Here is a 20,422-nt window from a genome sequence, read left to right on the forward strand (position 1 = left end):
CCACGTCCATCCACTTGCAGAGTGGATTAGGCGCTGATACCCAATTTATCCGCCAGTGCTTCGATCGCTTTTTCAAAGCACCCCAGCGGAGCCCGTACAGTACCGGCACCGATCTGCCCCACACCGGCTTCACGGTGGGCAATACCGGTGTTAATCAGCGGGGTAATGCCGGTTTCAACCACCCGACGCGCATCCAGCCCAATACAAGCCCCTTGGAAATCCCAGGTTGGGATCTGCAACATCATGTTGCGTTCCAGATAGATTTCCGCCATTTCTTCGGAAATTTCTACCGCGGCACTCATTCCCCCCGCCGCGCCGACAAAACGTGTGACGCCAGGAGCCGCCACCATGGCTGCACCGCCGATACCGAAGGTTTCAGTAATCGCACTGTCGCCAATATCAGGGTTGGCATCCGCTTGGCTGAAACCGGAGAAGAACAGACCTTCCGGCATGTTGACCGGTGCAGTAAACCATTGATCGCCCATACCACTGATTTTGACGCCGAAGTTTTTACCGTTACGGGTCATGACCGTCACGATGGTGCCTTGCTGAATTTCAGCACCGGCATCCATAGCCGCTTTGCAGTAAGCCATTGCCAAGTTCAGGAAGAATTGGTCGGTAATGCTGAGGAACTGCAGCACTTTGGCCAATTCGGCTTTATCACGCTCCAGCAAACTGATCTTCGGTGCCAACAAACGCATCAACAAGGCTGAGGCGGCAATATTACGCTGGTGGAATTCATCCCCCATGGTGATCGCTTGCGCCATAATGGCGGTCAGATCGATGCCGCCTTCCATGTCGGTCAAGACTTCTTTCAGCACTGGCGCCAATACATCACGCATCCAACACAAACGCGCTTGGACATCAGGACCGAAGGCACCAAAACGCATCACCTTGCCGATACCTTCGTTGAGGTTGCAGTAAGCGGTGTTGCCGTGAACCGTATTCTTGACCACCACCATCGGCATATTGGCCGAAGTGATCCCGCCCATCGGGCCAACTGCACTCACGTTATGGCACGGAATAAATTCAATTTCGCCCTGCTCCAACAGCGCCAACGCCTGTTGTTCATCGACTGCCCACTGCTCAAATAGGCAGGCACCAATGCAAGCACCACGCACAGGTCCACTCATTTCAGCCCAAGTGACTGGCGGACCGGCATGCAGCAACTTGCGCCCCTGCGTCAATTGTGGGATCAGATTTTTAGCCAGTTCAACACCCTGCCAATGTGGCCGTGCTTCACGGATACGAGCGATAACGGCGGCGTTGGCTTGTTCAATCGTTGCGTACATAGTCAGTCCCTTAATTCAATTTTTTCAAAATATTGGCTAATCGCTGATTACCACCGGCGACAGGCGCCCACTGGTAATGCACCACAGGAATATCATTGGTTTGCAGATCGTCAGCGAAGCTGCGTAACCCGGCGTTAATCACCGAAACCCCCGCTAACAACTCGGAAACCGGCAACTCTTTAACCAACGGAGGTGCTGAGATCAATTGATGCGCCAGTAGCACGGCTGCGGGTAAGGAAGGCATTACCGCAATACCCGCCTCAGTCAGCGTCGCTATCTGTTGGCTACGGTTCTGTGGATCTTGCTCGGTGCCGGTGACGGTGGCGATCACGGCTAAAGGATGTGCATTGCCGCGTTTCTCACGCAGCCGCTGCACTTCTTGTGCTAACGACGCGGCAGGATCTTGCTGCGCGCCAAAACCAATCACGACGTCAAGCAATAACACGCCGATCTGCGGCTGCTGTGCCAAATTGGCAATTTCCTGATTACGGGCGGTAGGATCGATCATCGGGTGCGGGCGCCCTTGAGTATAAAAATCGTCACCCATATCAATGATCCGATGCCCATTGGCCGACAACATCTGCCCATGCGGATGTTCGGCATCCAGTGGAAGGTGCAGACGTTCCGCCAGTAACATCGCGCATTCTGCCGCCAGCGTACCTCCGGCATACAGGCCTGCAATGGCACCACCTTCAACGCCGGGTTGCTGTAATGCCGCTTGCTGCACTTGCCCTAACATCGCCGCCAAACGCGCGGCTTCATCCAACGTATCGGCAAAATAAATATTACCGTCTTGCCGGGTTGCCGCTTTGGCACCAAGGAACAACGCCACCACAGGCTTGCCCAGCGTTTTCATGGCAGCAATCACTTGCTGACGCACTTGTGGAGCCGGGGGCTTAGAAACGAACGCCAATACCAAGCTCTGTGGATCGGCGGCCAACATCTGTAATGCCGTTAGGGCGCTAATCCCGCCAATCTCTGCACTAAGATCGCGCCCTCCCAGCCCGATGGCGTGAGTGATCCCTTGCCCGGCCAGCGTGATTTGTGAGGTCAATTCCTGAATACCGGTGCCAGAAGCCCCAATAACACCAATCACCCCTGGTGGTGTTTTATTGGCAAACGCCAGCGGTGCGCCAGCGATATTGGTGGTGCCACAATCGGGTCCCATCACAATCAGCCCATTGGCTCTGGCCTTGGTTTTCAATGCGCGTTCTTGTTCCACACTGACGTTGTCCGAGAACATCATCACATTACAACCCGCATCCAACGCCTGATCCGCCAACCCAGCAGCGTATTCACCGGCAATCGAGATCAAGACCAAATTGGCCTCTGGCTGTTTTGCTTGCGCACTGCGCCAGCTCCGCGCTTTATGTAACGTTTTCCCGCCCTGCTGCCCCTGAGCAATCGCTTTTAGCGCCGCATCCAGCAGTTCGCTGATTTCTGCGGTAATACCGGCGTCGGCAGTTTCGGTTTTGATCGCCACACAAATATCATTCGGCGTCGCTTCATTAAATTGTTCATGCCAGAACCCGGTGACCTCCAACAACGATTTATTAGCCGGAGTCCCCATCATCACCGAAATTTCTTCAACATTAGGAGAGTCACTGAGCTTGCGAGAAATCAGCATCAGGCTGACAGAATCCTGAAAACTGCCCTTTTTTATAAATGCATGGATCATAGTGATGTCCTTATTACACAGTCTCTGATATTTTATCTCGCTAGTCATTTAGCAATTAAATACCAGTGATAAATATTGACGCTCAAACTACAAATAAATCCCCCTCGCAACGGTGAGTGTGATCACAGTTTATTTATTGTTAAAAACTCTCATTTAATCACTGCATGATTAAGATAATTTTCTTGTTCTTGCTTGTGGTGTCATTTGAATTTTTCTAATAATCGATACCACATTCAATGAAAATTTCAGCCAATAAAACAAACCCTATCTAGATCACATAATTTTTTCTACGGGCTTATACATTAGCCACCAGAGGTGGTTTTTAAACCGTAGTAACAAAAAGGACTCAGTATGAAAGTTACCAAAGCACAACTACATCAGCTCATTCAAAATAAAATTCATGCTGCCGGATTAAGTCAGGAACATGCAGGGATTGTCGCTGATGTGCTGGCACATGCCGATGCACGCGGTATCCACTCCCACGGCGCAGTACGGGTAGAATATTATTCAGAACGTATCAGCAAAGGCGGCACCAATAACCACCCCAATTTCACGTTTGAGAAAACTGGCCCTTGCAGCGCGGTTTTCGACGGTGACAACGGTGCAGGGCACGTTGCCGCCAAACTGAGTATGGATCATGCCATTGAAATGGCCAAAGAGAACGGTGTCGCAGTGGTCGGTGTGCGGCGTATCGGGCACAGCGGCGCCCTCTCTTATTTTGTGCAGCAAGCCGCACGTGCTGGCATGGTCGGTATTTCTCTATGTCAATCCGATCCTATGGTCGTTCCTTACGGCGGCGCCGAAGTTTATTACGGCACTAACCCTATCGCCTTTTCAGCCCCTGCCGAAGGGGATGAGATTGTCACGTTTGACATGGCGACCACCGTACAAGCTTGGGGCAAAGTGCTGGATGCCCGCTCGCGTAACGTGCCAATCCCTGACACTTGGGCAGTAGATAAAGAAGGTAACAATACCACCGATCCTTTTGCTGTCAGTGGGTTACTGCCGATTGCCGGGCCAAAGGGTTACGGCTTGATGATGATGGTAGATATTCTTTCTGGCGTGCTGCTCGGTTTACCGTTTGGCAAACATGTCAGTTCGATGTATCACGATCTGAGCGCAGGCAGAGAACTGGGGCAATTGCATATCGTGCTGAACCCGAGTTATTTCACTAATGAAGAGATGTTCCGCAAAAATATTAGCCAAGTGATGCAGGAACTTAATGCCACCAAACCTGCACCTGGCGTTAAAAAAGTCCTGTATCCGGGGCAAGGTAGCCACTCACGTGAAATAGAGAGTGCGAAAAATGGCATAGAGATTGTCGATGAAATATATCAGTACCTTATTTCAGATGATATCTTCCAGCGTTCTTATGATAATAAAAGCCCTTTCGCCAGCTAACCGGAATATTTTCATCGGCTATTAACAATAAATAATAGCCGTCTATACCCAAAATAATTCGAGTTGTATCGAGGCAGCTTGAAGTATGGCGGGTATATTTCAATGAAGCATTTATTTAATTGGAACACGGAAAATGAAATCTTTCGAACAGGAAGTTATTGCTTCTTCACAATGGTTATCGGCATTTGGCCGTGATCCCTCAGGGGGCATGACTCGCCTACTCTATACCCCCGAATGGCAAGCCGCTCAACAGGCATTAAAACAAGCGTTTGAAGCCGAGGGGCTCCGCGCCAGTTTTGACGCTGTTGGCAATCTCTCAGGCCAGCTCATAGGCAGTAAATATCCCGCAGAAGTGATCATGTCCGGCTCGCACATTGATACCGTGGTTAACGGTGGTAATCTCGATGGACAATGGGGAATTGAAGCCGCCTTTATCGCCATCCGTTATCTACGCGACACTTATGGTCAACCCTTACGTACCCTGGAAGTTATTTCGCTAGCAGAAGAGGAAGGTAGTCGCTTCCCTTATGTCTTCTGGGGTAGTAAAAACGTGCTCGGTCAGGCAAAGAAATCGGATGTCAGTGAAATTTGCGATGTTAAAGGTGTCAACTTTATCGACGCGATGCAGAAAGCCGGTTTTACCCCAAGTGAAGAGAGTCAACCAGCACGTCAGGACATCGCCGCCTTTGTTGAATTGCATATTGAGCAAGGCAAAGTGCTGGAAACCGAAGGGCAAACCATCGGTGTGGTCACTAGCATCGTCGGTCAACGTCGCTATGGTGTAACGCTGACCGGAGAAGCCAACCATGCGGGCACTACGCCAATGAGTTATCGCAAAGATACGGTAGAAGCCTTCAGCCGTATCTGTTGTGAATCTCTCGCCAAGGCACGAGCCGAAGGCGATCCGCTGGTGCTAACTTTTGGCAAGGTAGAACCACGTCCCAATACGGTTAACGTCGTACCGGGCATGACACAGTTCACCATTGATTGTCGCCATACTGATGCTGCCATTTTGCAACGTTTTACTCAGCAGCTTGAAGCTGATATCCAGAGAATAGGTCACGAAATGGGGATTCAGGTGGCGATTGATCTGTGGATGGACGAAGCCCCCATTCCGATGGATAAACGATTGGTGCAAGGTGTATCTCAGTTGTGTGAAGCTCATCGCCTTAACGCCCGCTTGATGCACAGCGGCGCAGGCCATGATTCACAAATTTTTGCGCCACAGATACCCACAGTGATGCTGTTCGTTCCCAGTATTGGCGGCATTAGCCACAATCCGGCAGAACGTACTGCGGTCAGTGATTTATGCGAAGGGGTTAAGATCCTCGCGCATACCCTTTATCAATTAGCCTATTTGGAACAACCAGACTGGCGCTGAACTTATCGCGCAACAGACGTCTGACGCGCAAAACTGAATTTAGGAGAATTAACATGGGCTACATTAATAATCAGATCGGCTATCCAGCAGATATTCTTTCTTCACGTTCTATTATCAAGCGTGACAACTACGCATTAATTACACCGGACGGGTTGGTACGTAATCTTATCCCTGGTTTTGAAAACTGTGATATCACTATTTTATCGACCCCAAAACTTGGTGCTAGCTTTGTTGATTATTTGGTGACACTGCATCAGGACGGCGGTAATCGCCAAGGGTTTGGTGGCGAAGAGATTGAAACCTTTGTTTATGTGATTGAAGGTAACATTACCGCCAGCGCAGGCACAGAGAGCTATCAACTGACCCAAGGTGGTTATCTGTATTGCCCGGCTGGGGTGTTGATGCGATTTGAAAATAACAACGCAGGCCAAAGCAGCAAACTGTTCCTGTACAAGCGTCGTTATCAGCCAACTGCCGGACATCAAGCTCATGTGGTGTGCAATAACGTCAATAAACTGGAAAAGATCCACTACGAAGGTATGAGCGATGTGATCCTGCTGGATCTGCTGCCAAAAGAACTTGGCTTTGATATGAACATGCACATTCTTTCATTCAAACCAGGTGCTAGCCATGGTTATGTCGAAACTCACGTGCAGGAGCATGGGGCTTATATCCTCAGCGGTGCCGGGGTTTATAACTTGGATAATACTTGGGTGCCGGTGAAGAAAGGGGATTATATCTTTATGGCCGCCTATGTTCCGCAGGCGGGTTATGGCGTTGGGCAAGAAGAATTCAGCTATATTTATTCCAAAGATTGCCACCGCGATGTAGATATTTGATTCGTCGATAACTGAACTGATTTGATTAAGGCCACGCTTCGACGTGGCCTTATTGATCGCTTACTTTTTGATCGCTTACTTTGCTAATTGCTGACCAATTTTAATCGCCTGCGCCACGTTACGTGCGCATTGCTGTAAATTCACTTCTCCTTGTGCCAATACATCGTCCAATGGCGCCAGACGAGGCAAAATGCTGAACACCGCATCAATCCCTTGCTCATAGACTGCTTCCACTCCATCGCCAAATACCCCCGCCAAAGCAATCACTGGCAATTGGCATTGTTTAGCGAGCTTGGAGACTCCCGTAGGTGCTTTTCCTCCGGCAGTTTGGCTGTCCATGCGCCCTTCACCGGTGATGACTAGATCGGCACTGGCAAATGCCTGCTTCAGTTGTACCGCATCCATAATAATATCAATACCCGGCTTAAGCTCACCACCGAGCAATACTTTGGTCGCAATACCCATGCCACCGGCAGCACCACCGCCCGGCAAGGTCCGCACGTTCTGGCCAATTGACTGTTCAATAACGTTTGCCAACTGATTCAGACCCTGCTCCAGTTGTTGCACCATTTCTGGCGTAGCGCCTTTTTGTGGACCGAACACCGCTGCTGCGCCTCTCGGGCCGACCAACGGATTATCAACATCACAGGCCACTTCCAGCTGACACTGTGCTAAACGTGGATCTAATTGACTAAGATCGATCGCCTCTAGCTGTGCCATTTCCCCCCCACCAAATGCCAGTTCGTTACCGGATTGATGTTGGAAGCGACCACCTAGCGCCTGTACCATGCCGATGCCGCCGTCTACCGTCGCACTGCCGCCAATACCCAAAATGATATGACGAATACCACTGTCCAGAGCATGACGGATCAACTCCCCTGTACCGTAGCTGGTTGCCAGCAGTGGGTTACGTTGCGCCGCAGGTACTAGCATCAACCCACTGGCCGCCGCCATTTCAATCACCGCCGTGCGACCGTCTCCAGTCACACCATAGAAGGCGGGGACTGCGTTACCCAGCGGTCCGGTAGCCGTTAGGGAGACTTTATGCCCCCCGGTAGCAGCAATTAACGCATCGACCGTTCCCTCGCCACCATCGGCAATCGGCAACCGCAGACACTCAACATGTGGAAACACCTCACGAAAACCACGCTCAACCGCTTTGGCAGCCTGTTCAGCGCTCATACTTTCCTTAAACGAATCTGGCGCGATGACAATTTTCATCTTTTATCCTTTAACCCGATTATTTAATGCGATCCCATGGGATCAGATTCTCCATCAGCAACGCGATCAAAATGCCCACCAGCATCCCATTGCTAAGCAATGGACGGATGATCATTGGTACGGTTTGCAGGAATGAGACAGGGACGCTCATCAAAAAGATCCCGAAAAATAGTGGAATGGCCAGACGGTAAATATTTCTGGCATTCAATGACATCTGCCCAACAAACAACAGTGCCGAATAGAGTAGTGGGAGATAAGACACCAGCATCACAGCACTGCTGATGGTTAGTGGAATACTACAAAACAGGCTGGTCAATACAGAGCTGACGCCAATGGCTAAAAACAGCAGGCAACCAATAATGAACGAACGACTGCTGCTATCTTGAGTTTGTGTTAACAGGCCAATCGATGACACAAAGGGAGCAAATGGCACAATCCCCAACGGAGCGGATCCCAATGTCATTAACCCAGACACCACGAAACTACGCCGATACAGCGCCTTTCCTGCCGGGGAGCCGCCATAAAAATGATCAGTACCACGGATAGCACCAAAGTTATTGGAAATATTTACCACTCCCGTCAGTACGATGGTGATAATAATTCCCCAGCGTAAATGACCAGGCTCCCCAAGAGGGAACAGCAACCAGCCTTGCCCACTAGAGATCAACGGCGCGGGGGTAAACAACAACAGATAAAGTGCCCAACCCAATAGTGCCCCCATCAGCAAGGCATATTTTGCCATCCGGTACGGCAACCCAATAATCATGGCAACGGTAAATGACATCACCAACAGCGCCAGTGCAAAGGAACTAGGGTTAAGCACCACGGCTCCACTGGAAACACCAAAAGGCATTCCTAACATGCCTTTCATAAATACACCGATCAACTGAGCACCGAGCAGAAACATAAACACGGCCATCACGCCAGGGCGAAACCACACAGCCATCCGGTGCCCTAATCCGCTGATACCAATAAAGATAGTCACCACTCCAGCAATCATGATCCCGACAGCCAAATTACCGCCAATCACTGCTAGAGGAGTGCCGTTGGCAGATTCCCCCAGTGTCACGGTAAGAATAGTGACCCACCATAGCCCGGTAGGGCCTTCCATAATGGCGCGTTTGTGCCCCCACAAAACTTGGCATAGACAAGCAATAGCAGTGGCAATAAAAGTGTATTGGGTGATGCAGAACGTCGTTGCTGATGACAGGTGAAAAGCCGACTGCAGCGTGGGAGGCACTACCACGGTATTGCAGAAAATAAAGAAAAACCACTGAAAGCCAGACAACCAGTGGTTACGATCGCCTTGGACTGCGTGCATCAAGACATTACCTCGTCAAATTTTCCAAACAACCGGACACGCCCTGATGGACGCGTCCGGCATAAGACTATTGCTGATGTTTCAGAACAAACTTGCCGGTACGATCGGCAGAGACACCGGTATTGATGTCGTAAATCACCTTGCCACGCAGAATAGTTTTCGCTACGCGCGCATTGATTTTACGGCCAATGTAAGGACTAACCTTGTGGCGATATTCCAGATCTTCGGCTTTCAGCACATAGCTGCTATTGGGCTGAATGAAGACAAAATCGGCATCTTTACCCGGAGCGATACGCCCTTTGTGCTTCAGACCAAAAATATCTGCCGCGTTGGTTGCCATCAACTTGGCGAAGGTCGGCAGCGCCATACCGCGCTTTTGCACCGCTTCGTCATACATCATGTCAACACAGTTCTGTAGCCCGGCAATGCCGCCCCACGCCTTCATGATGTTGCCTTCTTTCATCTCCGGTGGGCATGGTGAGTGATCGGAAACCAAACAGTCTATTTCACCGTTGAACAGTTTATCCCACAGACCACGTTGGTTTTCTGCATCGCGGATTGGTGGTGAACATTTGGCTAACACGCCAATTTCTTCAAATTGATCAGTATCCAATACCAAATAATGTGGGCAGGACTCACAGGTCACCTGTTGGCCTTCCTGACGAGCGCGCGTCACTTCAGCCACCCCTTCCGGGCTACTAATGTGACAAATATGCAGGCGGCAACCGGTCACTTTCGCCAAATACAATACGCGGCGAATGGCCTCCACTTCGGTAAATACCGGACGTGAAGCGACATAATCATGCGCCGTCAATTTGCCCGCTGCTTTGGCTTCACGACCCAACTCATCACAGATCAATGCGTTTTCCGCATGGACGGCAACCAGTTGATCCAACTTGGCTAAAGTCTGCAACCCCTTGTAATACTCGAAGTCGTTAACATCACGGAAGTCATTGCTGACGCTGCGATCGCCACAAGTTGCCACGAAGCACTTGTAAGCCACCACGCCAACTTCATCCAACTCATGTAAACGATCCAGGTTATAAGATACCAATCCACCGAATTGCGCGGCGTCGATCGTCAACTTGCCTTCAGCTGCGGCAAATTTCATTTGGATAGAAGCACCATCCACCGTAGCAGGCAGTTGGTTAAGTGGCATTTCAATCATGGTGGTGATACCACCTTTAGCTGCCGCACGGGTGCCGGTTTCATAACCTTCCCAATGAGTACGACCCGGCTCAGAGATATGCGTGTGGGCATCCACCATTCCCGGTGACACGACCAGACCGCTGGCGTCGATCACTTCCTTGGCACCCGTCAATCCGTGACCAATCGCCGCAATTTTGCCATCTTTAACGGCAATATCGGTCACCAGCGCTTCATTTTCTAAAATTACAGTACCGTTCTTGATGATCATATCGAAAGACATTATTTCTCTCCTTGGTAAAATATTATTTTTTATTTCCAGAACAGCAAATAAGATCATGCATACTCAGGTTTTCTGATTGTGGTTCTGCGCTTAATGACGACATACAACACGAAAGCACTGATAACCCCAACAAACCAGGAAACACGCGACAACGGTTCCAGCAACGGAATAAACTTGCCACCCAATGACAGAACCACAGCGATTAAGGTCACAACAAAGGCCGAGGTATTGAAGCCATTATCGTAATACTTATAGTTACCATCCTCGGTATATAAGGTATCCAGATCGATATTCCGACGCATAATGATAAAATAATGCGCCATCATAATACCGATAACCGGGCCGAGAATGCCACCGATAACATCTAGGAATAGATAGATACTTTCCTGATTCTCCATCAACTTCCACGGACAGATAATAACACTGATAATACTGGCAATAATCACGCCATTTTTATAAGTGAGTTTTTTCGGCGCGATAGCGGCGATTTGATATCCAGCAGGAATAATATTCCCCGTCGCGTTAGTGGAAATTGTCGTCATCAGTATCACTAATACAGCAAACACCGAAGCGAACAGGCTGTCCCATTTCTGTACAATATCCAATACGTTCCAAGTATCTACACCATAGTGAATACTGGCACCCGCTAGAATACAAACGCTAGCAACGGCGAATAAAATATAAGCCACGACTAACCCGGCAGTTTGCCCCAATGCTTGTTGACGGAAGCTACGGGCATTTTGCGTAAAGTCTGATGCACTGACTGCCGGTGCAGCCCAGACTGCAACCACCGCATTGATTACCACCAAAAACATAAAGCCGCTATGCTCAGTCATGGTCACGTTGGCAGGAACATAATTAATAATGTTATCAATCCCGGCCAGTGAAATGGACCAAATAGCCATACCACCAAACACAACATAGATACACGGGTTAAGAATTGCGGTGAACTTATTCAGGATACCGCCGCCGCCCAAGCCGATAGCCACGTTAATCGCCCAGAAAACCAAAAAGGCAATCAGTCCTGGCAGTTGCAGCCCCAGAATATTGAAATCGCCCCCCAAGGTCAGGAATTCAGGCCATAGCTTGCCAATTAAAATAAGGAAAGCCAATGAACCTGCGTAACATTGCAACCCGAACCACATAATGGCGGCGACACAGCCTCTCAAGATGCCGGGAAACAAGGCACCACGTACACCATAAGAGGCTCGTAAGATCATAGAGAAAGGGATGCCGTACTTAGAACCCGCGGCACCATTCATAACCATAATGAATGAAATAATCAACGCGCTGAGAATAATCGCCGCCATGATACTGATGGTAGACAGCCCGAGAATGAAGAACCCACCAACAGCAACGTAATTAGGCACGTTGTGTACTGAGCCCATCCATAACGTAAAATAGTTAAATGCTCCCCAAGTTTTCTTATCGTTTTCTTTGGGCAGCAGGTCTTCATGATACCCCCGGCTACGATAAACTTCCCGTTTATTATCCTTTGCTTCGTTCATTTTTATTTTCCGTTTTAAATAAACCAGGTAAATAATGACTATCAATAACCTTCTCGATACGATGGAAAACTCAGCTCAGTCAGATTTTATTGTGAGCATTATGGTTATTAATAATATTCTTATCGCTCTACTATTTTATTTACTCTTTGATATACCGATGAGATTCCAGAGGTATTGGTATATCAATAACGGCATGATTCTTTGCTATAACGAACTATCGGAATAATTATGTTGCCCAACCTAAAACTAATAGGTTGGGCAGAACCCCAGACTTAACCTGCGATTTTATGGTTAGCCATCAACTCTAATGCTTGTACCAATGCCGAGTGATCCAGATCTTTCGCGCCATTGGCAGCACATAGATTGAACAACTCCTGACATGTCGCGGTATTCGGCAAGCTCAGTGACAAGGCTTTAGCCCCTTGCAGCGCCAAATTGAGATCTTTTTGGTGCAGCGAGATACGAAAACCTGGGGCGAAAGTGCGTTTGATCATGCGCTCGCCGTGGACTTCCAGAATACGCGAGGAAGCAAAGCCCCCCATCAGCGCTTCACGCACACGCGCAGGATCGGCTCCGGCCTTAGCGGCAAAAATCAATGCCTCAGATACCGCTTCGATGGTCAACGCCACGATAATCTGGTTAGCTACTTTGCAAGTCTGTCCATCACCATTACCACCGACCAAAGTGATGTTTTTACCCATCAGCTCCAACAGCGGTTTTACTTTCTCGAAAATGGCTTCTTCACCGCCCACCATAATGGTCAGCGTGCCTTGCTTGGCCCCTACTTCGCCCCCCGAGACTGGCGCATCCAGATAGGCAGCACCGAGCTCATTGATACGCTTGGCAAAAGTTTTGGTTTCCAGCGGTGCGATCGAACTCATATCAACCACAATTTTGCCCTTCAACTGGGCTTCTGCACAGCCAGAGGTAGCAAACAGCACTTCTTCAACTTGTGGCGTGTCCGGTACCATAATGAAGATAATGTCAGCCTGATCGGCGACCTGTTTTGGTGTGGAGCAGGCGATCGCGCCTTGATCCAACAATGAGACAGGAACTTGATTCAACGTATTAGCATATAACTGATGTCCACCGGCAATCAGTTTCTCTGCCATTGGTGTTCCCATGATGCCCAGACCAATAAATCCTACTTTCATGTCAAACTCCTTAATGTTGATATTTCTTCATCCATGACAGACCTGCAGTCGTCGTGGTGGCTGGTTTATATTCACAACCGATCCAGCCGCTGTAACCCATCTGTTCCAAGGCACTGAAGATATAGTCGTAATTAATTTCACCGCTGCCTGGCTCATGCCGCCCAGGATTATCCGCAACCTGGATATGGGCAATTTTGTCCAACAACCGTTGCATAGTCTGGGTTAATTCCCCTTCCATGCGCTGCATATGATAAATATCGTATTGCAGATAAAGGTTCGGGTTATCGACCCGCGCCATTAACTCCAATGCCTGCCGGGTGTCTTTTAAATAAAACGCGGGCATGTCGTATTTATTAATCGGCTCAACCAGAAAACGAATATTCTCTTTTGCCAGTTCTTTAGCGGCATAACTGAGGTTTGCCACCACGATTTCGTCGGTTTTAGCCGGGTCCAACCGTTCGTCAGGGTTGCCAATCAAGCAGTTGATCTGCTTGCACCCTAAAGCGCGAGCATACTCAATAGCGAGGCCAACACCATCACGGAATTCTCCTTCACGCCCAGGCAAGCAGGCAACACCGCGCTCTCCGGCAGCCCAATCCCCTGCAGGTAAATTATGCAGAACCTGGATTAATTGGTTTTCTGCCAGTTCGTTGCGTAAGGTATCGATGGCGTAATCGTACGGGAACATATATTCCACCGCCTGAAACCCTTGCTGACGCGCGGCACGAAAGCGTTGCAGGAAATCGACCTCATTGAACAGCATGGATAAATTAGCCGAAAACTTAGGCATAATATTTCTCCTTAACGGTAATCAAAGTAGGCGATGGCGGTCGGAGCATCTTCTGGCGTTTCCGCTACCGGCTCAAATTCATTGACGTTATCCAGTTCGGTTCCCATAGAAATATTGGTGACACGCTCCAGAATAACTTCTACCACTACCGGTACGCTAAATTGCTTCATCAGCTGTTTGGCTTGTTCAAATGCCGGGGCAATATCTTCTGGTTTGAACACGCGAATCGCTTTACAGCCCAATCCCTCAACCACTTTCACGTGATCGACGCCATATTCGCCAATTGCTGGGTTATTGATATTTTCGAATGACAATTGAACGCAATAATCCATGTCGAAGCCACGCTGCGACTGGCGGATTAACCCGAGGTAAGCGTTATTCACCAGCACGTGGATGTATGGCAGTTTAAATTGTGCCCCTACCGCCAGTTCTTCGATCATAAATTGGAAGTCATAATCACCGGACAGCGCCACCACTTTACGTTGTGGATCAGCAGCACAGACGCCGAGCGCAGAAGGGATCGTCCAACCCAATGGACCCGCTTGGCCGGCGTTGATCCAATGACGAGGTTTAAATACGTGCAACATTTGTGCGGCGGCAATCTGCGATAGGCCGATGGTGGTGACGTAGCAAGCATCACGCCCAAACGCGCGGTTCATTTCTTCATAAACCCGCTGTGGTTTTACCGGGACGTTATCGAAATGCGTCTTGCGCAGCATGGTTTGCTTGCGATGCTGACAAGCAGCAACCCACGATTCCCAATTAGGTAAATGATCTTGGTTGAAGCGCTGACGAGCAGCATCCACCAACATTTGCAACGCGAGCTTGGCATCAGAAACAATCCCCAGATCCGGGCAAATCACGCGGCCAAGTTGAGTCGGCTCAATATCAATGTGAATGACTTTACGACCTGCAGTATATTTATCGACCGAACCGGTATGGCGGTTAGCCCAACGGTTACCGATACCAAAGACCAGATCAGAATCCAGCAGGTTGGCGTTACCGTAGCGGTGAGCCGTTTGCAACCCAGCCATACCTGCCATCAATGGATGATCGTCTGGGATCGCCCCCCAGCCCATCAACGTCGGGATCACCGGAACGTTGCAGATTTCAGCCAACTCTTGCAACAAATCTGCCGCATCGGCGTTGTGAATACCGCCGCCAGCAATAATTAACGGCTTTTTGGCTGCACACAGCATATCCAGCGCTTTGTCGATCTGCGCCTGAGTTGCTGTCGGCTTATACGCTGGTAATGAAGCGTAAGTATCAGGATCAAATTCAATTTCAGCCATCTGCACGTCATAAGGCAGATCGACCAATACTGGTCCAGGACGACCCGAACGCATCAGGTGGAAAGCTTGCTGCAACACACGGGGTACTAACGCTGGCTCCAGCACTGTGACTGCCATTTTGGTGACAGGTTTGGCAATAGCCTCAATGTCTACGGCTTGGAAGTCTTCTTTGTGCAACCGGGCACGTGGCGCCTGACCGGTAATGCATAAAATCGGAATAGAGTCAGCAGATGCAGAATATAACGCAGTAATCATATCTGTCCCTGCTGGGCCAGAGGTGCCCAAACAAACACCGATATTACCCGCTTTAGCACGAGTATAACCTTCGGCCATATGGGATGCCCCTTCCACATGCCGCGCTAGGAAGTGCTTGATTTTCCCATGTTTGCGCATCGCATTATAGAATGGGTTGATTGCCGCTCCCGGCACACCAAAAGCGGTGTCGACCCCTTCCTTCTCAAGCACATACATAGCCGCGTCTACAGCTCGCATCATTGCCATTTTTTACTCTCCAAATTATGGAAAAATTTTCCAAATCAAAAAAGAAGCTAAAAAAACCCGTTTTAAGCAACGGGACTTTTACATCAGTTTTTCAGATAACAGGAGCAGGAAGGGACCCAATCGACACGCGTTAGATCTTGTTGCGTGATTCCCCTAATGCCGTGCTGATATCGTTGGCGATACCGCCCACCAGTTCACCCAGCTCTGTAAATCTGTCTTCACTCATTCGTGAACTCGGCCCCGATATGGAAATAGCCGCGATCACATCATTGCTGCGATCGAAAATCGCGGAAGCGATACAGTTCAATCCTAGAGCATGCTCTTCGTCATCAACCGTATAGCCTTGTTCACGCGCTAGCAGTAGATCCTTTTCCAACATATTCAGGCTAGTGATGGTTTTTGGGGTATAGGATTGCAACCCTGCCCGCACCATCAAATCCAACCTTTCTTCTTCCACTAACGGATACAGTAACGCCTTGCCAGCACCAGAAGCATGTAACGGCAAGCGACTGCCTAGCGGAGCACACATGCGCACCATTGCTTGGCATTCACACTGGCGTATCAACACCGCATCCATATTATTGCGGATCGCCAAGTTGGCGGTTTCACCTGATAACAACATCAGACGACGCATATAAGGACCCGCGATCGACACCACATCACGGTCGTTCATATAAGCTGAACCGACAGTAAATGACTGAATACCAATATGCCACCAACCGAGTTGTGGATCCTGAAACACAAACTCAGACTTCTCTAGTACTTTCAGTAGCCTGAAGGTCGTAGAAAGTGGCAACTCCAGTTTCTCTGACAGAACAGAAACTGTCGCACTACCGCCAGCATTTGCCAGGTATTGTAAGATCTCTAATCCACGATCCAACGCCTGTGCACCTTTGGTCGCTCCGGCATCAGCCTGCGATGGCCGGCCTTTTCTGCGTACTTCAGTCATTCAGATATCCTTCGTCATGCAGCTTACGATTACGAGTTAGTCCTCCTTATAATAGTCACTACCCGACATTGACGACCAGCGTTATTAGAACTGAATCTTATAAGTCTCAGGCAAATGAGCCACAATACAGTTATCTGCACCGCCCCGATCCACGGTCAGAAAATCCGTGACTGTTTGGTAGGCAAACAGTGGGTGATGCCAAACTCCACAATGGTAATTCACCCCTTGGTGCCCATCGGTGATAAACGCACGTAAGGAATGCAGCGGGATCTCGTCTCCGGCCAGCGCAACGATGGTGATAAAGCGCTCACCCTTCATCGGGATAAATGCCTGTGAAGAAAGCGGATGCTTTTCCAGCAGGGAAAACGTCAGTGGCATCGCACAGGGTTGTGAACGATTAATACTCACCAACACACGGTTCCCGTCCGTCACTTCAACTTTAGCAAGATCATGATAACGTTCGGTCTTACCTTCATTTATATGAAAAAATTCATTACCTTCGACTTGAATGACATCCCCATAAGGTGCAAACGCTTTTGCCGTCAATGGTTCTAATTGTAGCTCCATGCCCTTCCCCGCTTTGGTTGACTTGAACAAGCTAAACCTGCTCAATGAATATCCTTAGTAAGGTTACTTTAATCAGGCTAACGACGATTTCCCAGTTGTTTTTGGAAAATTTTTCCACAACAAGATCGCCAGCACATTTTTTCGATACAAATAAAATAAAATGCAATAAAATCAAACAATAAAAATACACACCAATACAGAACAATCAGTTAACAATAATGATAACTTTGCCCCGATAATGAAAACGGGCGACCACAACGTCGGCTGCTATGCAGAAAGTTGACGATTAACAAAAAGGGAATGCCATGCTTGATCATGAAACAATAGGTTCGTTTATCGCCGTGGCAGAATGCCAGAGCTTTTCCCGTGCCGCCGAACAACTCTATAAAACAACGGCAACCATCAGTTATCGCATCAAAATGTTGGAGGAAAGTATTGGTACCCAACTTTTTGTCCGTACCACGCGTAGCGTGAGTCTGACGCCAGCGGGTGAGTATCTGCTGGAGCGCTGCCGTCAGTGGCATAATTGGCTGGGTTCAATGCCAGACGAACTACGCCAAATCAACAATGGCGTAGAACATCAGGTCAACATTGTGATTAACAATCTGTTGTACCAACCCGCAACTGTTGCCAACCTGCTGGCGTATCTGAAAAGCAAATTCCCCTTTACCCAGTTTCATATTTCTAGGCAGGTTTATATGGGGGTATGGGATGCCTTGCTTAATGAGGATTGCCACCTAGCCATTGGCGCCGCAGGTAGCGAAGCGTTGGACAACAGCATCAACATATTGCCGCTCGGCAAGATCGAGTGGGTATTTGCCATTGCTCCGCAACATGCACTGGCAAGCGCAACCGAACCGCTAACTAATGAACTGCTGCGTCAATATCCGGCGATCAATGTGCAAGACACCGCTCGCCATTTGGCTAAACGTATTGCCTGGCGGCTTTCCGGCCAACAAGAAATTATCGTGCCGGATTTACATTCCAAACTGGAATGTCAACTGAACGGCGTGGGTACGGGTTTTCTACCGCGAGATCTCTGCCAACCTTATCTTGCCAGCGGTCAACTGATACAAAAACAACTGCGCGATCCCCGCCATCCCTCAGCCCTATCACTGGCTTGGTCAACCGAACGCTGTGGCAAAGTGGTGCAAGATATTATTGACCTGTTCCAACAGCGAGATCCGCTCATTGCCTCTTTTATTCCGTCGACTTGAAGTAGGTTTTCACTGAATGTTGACGTAAACTGAAAAGATATATCTGACAGGAGGTTGCACTTATGTTGACGTTTATTCCGATCGTGGTGATTGTCGCGTTAATTATTGTTTTCGCGGGGATCAAAATTGTACCGCAAGGTTTCCAATGGACGGTCGAACGTTTCGGTCGTTATACCAAGACGCTGATGCCGGGGCTGAATTTAGTCGTCCCTTTTATGGATCGCATTGGTCGCAAGATCAATATGATGGAACAAGTGCTGGATATTCCTTCACAGGAAATTATCTCGCGCGATAACGCTAACGTAGCTATCGACGCCGTTTGCTTTATTCAGGTCGTCGATCCTGCACGTGCCGCCTACGAAGTCAGTAACCTCGAACTGGCAATCGTCAACCTAACCATGACCAACTTCCGTACCGTGCTCGGTTCAATGGAGCTGGACGAAATGCTCTCTCAGCGTGACAACATCAACAGCCGTCTGCTGCATATTGTTGATGAAGCCACCAATCCTTGGGGCGTTAAAATCACCCGTATTGAAATTCGTGACGTGCGTCCACCGGCTGAACTGATTGCTTCAATGAACGCACAGATGAAAGCCGAACGTACCAAGCGTGCCGATATTCTGGAGGCCGAAGGGGTTCGTCAGGCCGCGATTTTACGTGCCGAAGGGGATAAACAGTCACAGATCCTGAAAGCCGAAGGTGAACGTCAATCAGCCTTCTTGCAAGCCGAAGCCCGCGAACGTGCGGCTGAAGCGGAAGCGCGCGCGACTCAACTGGTTTCTGACGCTATCGCCAACGGTAATATTCAGGCAGTGAACTACTTTGTGGCGCAAAAATACACCGACGCCCTGCAAAACATCGGCTCAGCCAGCAACAGTAAAGTGATCATGATGCCGCTGGATGCCAGCAACTTGATCGGCTCAATTGGCGGCATCGCCGAACTACTGAAAGATAACAAAGGCCAATAATATGCTGGCGCTGATTGCAGCAAATTCACACTGGTTCTGGCTATCACTCGGTGGGTTGTTGCTAGCGGCTGAGATGCTCGGCGCTAGCGGCTATTTGCTGTGGAGTGGCGTCGCCGCGTTAGTCGTGGGCGCTATCGTCTGGCTGTTACCGCAGATCGGTTGGGAGTGGCAGGCGGTAATTTTTGCCGTACTGACTATTCTGGTGGCTTATCTGTGGTGGTATTGGTTACGTCAGCGCCCAGCAGCCACTAGCGGTGTAGAAGTGTTGAATCAGCGTAACCGCCAGCTAATCGGCACTCGCGCCACGTTAACCGAACCGATGCATAACGGTATGGGCCGCATCAACATTGGCGACAGCAGTTGGCGCGCGCAGGCCAACGAGGATCTCCCCGTCGGCACTGAGGTCGAAGTGGTTGCAGTGGAAGGCGTAACGTTAGTGATCCGCGCGATTCCTCGTTAATGCTTAGGGCAACATCCGGCTAAATCATTGATGATCGGGCACTCGGCCCCTTCATCACCGGGGCACTGCTCCGCCAACGTCATCAGGCGTTGGCGCATTTCACCCAGTTCAGTTATATGCTTTTCAATCTCCGACACCTTTTGCAAGGTACGCGCTTTCACATCGGCACTATGACGCGCGGGGTCGTTAAATAGCCCCACCAACTCTTTGCACTCATCAAGGTTAAAGCCAACCTGCCGCGCCTGTCGCAAAAAGGTCAGTTCCTCAATGTGCTTCTGGCTGTAGCTACGGTAACCGTTATCGGTACGGATCGGTGCCGTGACCAAACCTTTCTCTTCATAAAAGCGGATCGCTTTACTGGTTAAACCGGTTTTTTTGGCAACATCACTAATATTCATTTTTCCCCCTTGACCTTAACCTTGCTGGAAGGTTTAACCTTATTCTCAATGAAAAG

General features: G+C 49.3%; 18 protein-coding genes. 6 read left to right on the forward strand and 12 right to left on the reverse strand.

What is annotated here, in order from left to right:
* Positions 1–26 precede the first annotated feature (26 nt).
* Positions 27–1,292 (reverse strand): YlbE family protein, encoded by a 1,266-nt coding sequence (locus tag AC3ISQ_RS16450; protein ID WP_489348215.1) that lies wholly within the window; start codon positions 1,290–1,292, stop codon positions 27–29.
* Positions 1,293–1,302: 10 nt separating this feature from the next.
* Complete coding sequence (locus tag AC3ISQ_RS16455) at positions 1,303–2,970, reverse strand: acyl-CoA synthetase FdrA (RefSeq protein WP_489348217.1); 1,668 nt, start codon at positions 2,968–2,970, stop codon at positions 1,303–1,305.
* Positions 2,971–3,321: 351 nt separating this feature from the next.
* Here AC3ISQ_RS16455 and allD point away from each other — a divergent pair, with 351 nt between their 5' ends.
* From allD to allE, 3 genes are all read left to right on the forward strand, one after another.
* On the forward strand, positions 3,322–4,371 hold the full coding sequence (gene allD, locus AC3ISQ_RS16460; RefSeq protein WP_489348219.1) for an ureidoglycolate dehydrogenase: 1,050 nt from the start codon (positions 3,322–3,324) through the stop codon (positions 4,369–4,371).
* 133 nt (positions 4,372–4,504) lie between these two features.
* Positions 4,505–5,752, forward strand: coding sequence for an allantoate deiminase (gene allC, locus AC3ISQ_RS16465; protein ID WP_489348221.1), 1,248 nt, complete (start codon positions 4,505–4,507; stop codon positions 5,750–5,752).
* 53 nt (positions 5,753–5,805) lie between these two features.
* Positions 5,806–6,591 carry a (S)-ureidoglycine aminohydrolase gene (gene allE, locus AC3ISQ_RS16470; protein ID WP_489348223.1) on the forward strand — a complete coding sequence of 262 codons (786 nt, stop codon included), beginning with the start codon at positions 5,806–5,808 and terminating at the stop codon, positions 6,589–6,591.
* Between the two features lie 75 nt (positions 6,592–6,666).
* Here allE and AC3ISQ_RS16475 read toward each other — a convergent pair whose 3' ends face one another.
* The 9 genes from AC3ISQ_RS16475 to AC3ISQ_RS16515 all read right to left on the reverse strand — a co-directional run bounded on the left by AC3ISQ_RS16475 (position 6,667) and on the right by AC3ISQ_RS16515 (position 17,323).
* Positions 6,667–7,812 (reverse strand): glycerate kinase, encoded by a 1,146-nt coding sequence (locus tag AC3ISQ_RS16475; protein WP_489348225.1) that lies wholly within the window; start codon positions 7,810–7,812, stop codon positions 6,667–6,669.
* A 19-nt stretch (positions 7,813–7,831) separates the two neighbouring features.
* Positions 7,832–9,133, reverse strand: a complete 1,302-nt coding sequence (locus AC3ISQ_RS16480; RefSeq protein WP_489348227.1) for a uracil/xanthine transporter — start codon at positions 9,131–9,133, stop codon at positions 7,832–7,834.
* A gap of 67 nt (positions 9,134–9,200) precedes the next feature.
* Positions 9,201–10,562 carry an allantoinase AllB gene (gene allB, locus AC3ISQ_RS16485; RefSeq protein WP_489348228.1) on the reverse strand — a complete coding sequence of 454 codons (1,362 nt, stop codon included), beginning with the start codon at positions 10,560–10,562 and terminating at the stop codon, positions 9,201–9,203.
* A gap of 53 nt (positions 10,563–10,615) precedes the next feature.
* Positions 10,616–12,070: an allantoin transporter gene (locus AC3ISQ_RS16490; RefSeq protein ID WP_489348229.1), complete on the reverse strand. Its 1,455-nt coding sequence runs from the start codon at positions 12,068–12,070 to the stop codon at positions 10,616–10,618.
* Positions 12,071–12,342: 272 nt separating this feature from the next.
* Positions 12,343–13,224 carry a 2-hydroxy-3-oxopropionate reductase gene (gene glxR, locus AC3ISQ_RS16495; protein WP_489348231.1) on the reverse strand — a complete coding sequence of 294 codons (882 nt, stop codon included), beginning with the start codon at positions 13,222–13,224 and terminating at the stop codon, positions 12,343–12,345.
* A 10-nt stretch (positions 13,225–13,234) separates the two neighbouring features.
* Positions 13,235–14,014: a hydroxypyruvate isomerase gene (gene hyi, locus AC3ISQ_RS16500; protein WP_489348233.1), complete on the reverse strand. Its 780-nt coding sequence runs from the start codon at positions 14,012–14,014 to the stop codon at positions 13,235–13,237.
* 11 nt (positions 14,015–14,025) lie between these two features.
* Positions 14,026–15,807, reverse strand: a complete 1,782-nt coding sequence (gene gcl / locus AC3ISQ_RS16505; RefSeq protein WP_489348234.1) for a glyoxylate carboligase — start codon at positions 15,805–15,807, stop codon at positions 14,026–14,028.
* A 130-nt stretch (positions 15,808–15,937) separates the two neighbouring features.
* On the reverse strand, positions 15,938–16,756 hold the full coding sequence (gene allR / locus AC3ISQ_RS16510; RefSeq protein WP_489348236.1) for an HTH-type transcriptional repressor AllR: 819 nt from the start codon (positions 16,754–16,756) through the stop codon (positions 15,938–15,940).
* Between the two features lie 84 nt (positions 16,757–16,840).
* Positions 16,841–17,323 (reverse strand): ureidoglycolate lyase, encoded by a 483-nt coding sequence (locus AC3ISQ_RS16515; RefSeq protein WP_489348238.1) that lies wholly within the window; start codon positions 17,321–17,323, stop codon positions 16,841–16,843.
* A 305-nt stretch (positions 17,324–17,628) separates the two neighbouring features.
* On the opposite strand from AC3ISQ_RS16515, the gene allS reads away from it, so the two are divergent.
* The 3 genes from allS to AC3ISQ_RS16530 all read left to right on the forward strand — a co-directional run bounded on the left by allS (position 17,629) and on the right by AC3ISQ_RS16530 (position 19,968).
* A complete protein-coding gene (gene allS / locus AC3ISQ_RS16520) occupies positions 17,629–18,540 on the forward strand; it encodes an HTH-type transcriptional activator AllS (protein WP_489348240.1) in 912 nt (303 codons plus the stop codon).
* Positions 18,541–18,602: 62 nt separating this feature from the next.
* On the forward strand, positions 18,603–19,508 hold the full coding sequence (locus AC3ISQ_RS16525) for an SPFH domain-containing protein (RefSeq protein WP_489348241.1): 906 nt from the start codon (positions 18,603–18,605) through the stop codon (positions 19,506–19,508).
* A gap of 1 nt (position 19,509) precedes the next feature.
* Entirely contained in the window at positions 19,510–19,968 is a 459-nt protein-coding gene (locus tag AC3ISQ_RS16530) for an NfeD family protein (RefSeq protein WP_489348243.1), read from the forward strand.
* On the opposite strand, the gene cueR is transcribed toward AC3ISQ_RS16530, so the two are convergent.
* The gene (gene cueR, locus AC3ISQ_RS16535; protein ID WP_489348245.1) at positions 19,965–20,366 is read right to left on the reverse strand and encodes a Cu(I)-responsive transcriptional regulator; all 402 of its coding nucleotides are present in this window, start codon (positions 20,364–20,366) and stop codon (positions 19,965–19,967) included. The two genes, AC3ISQ_RS16530 and cueR, sit on opposite strands and share 4 nt — an antisense overlap.
* Positions 20,367–20,422 lie beyond the last annotated feature (56 nt).

The sequence above is a fragment of the Serratia sp. KH_031 genome, from assembly GCF_057839655.1.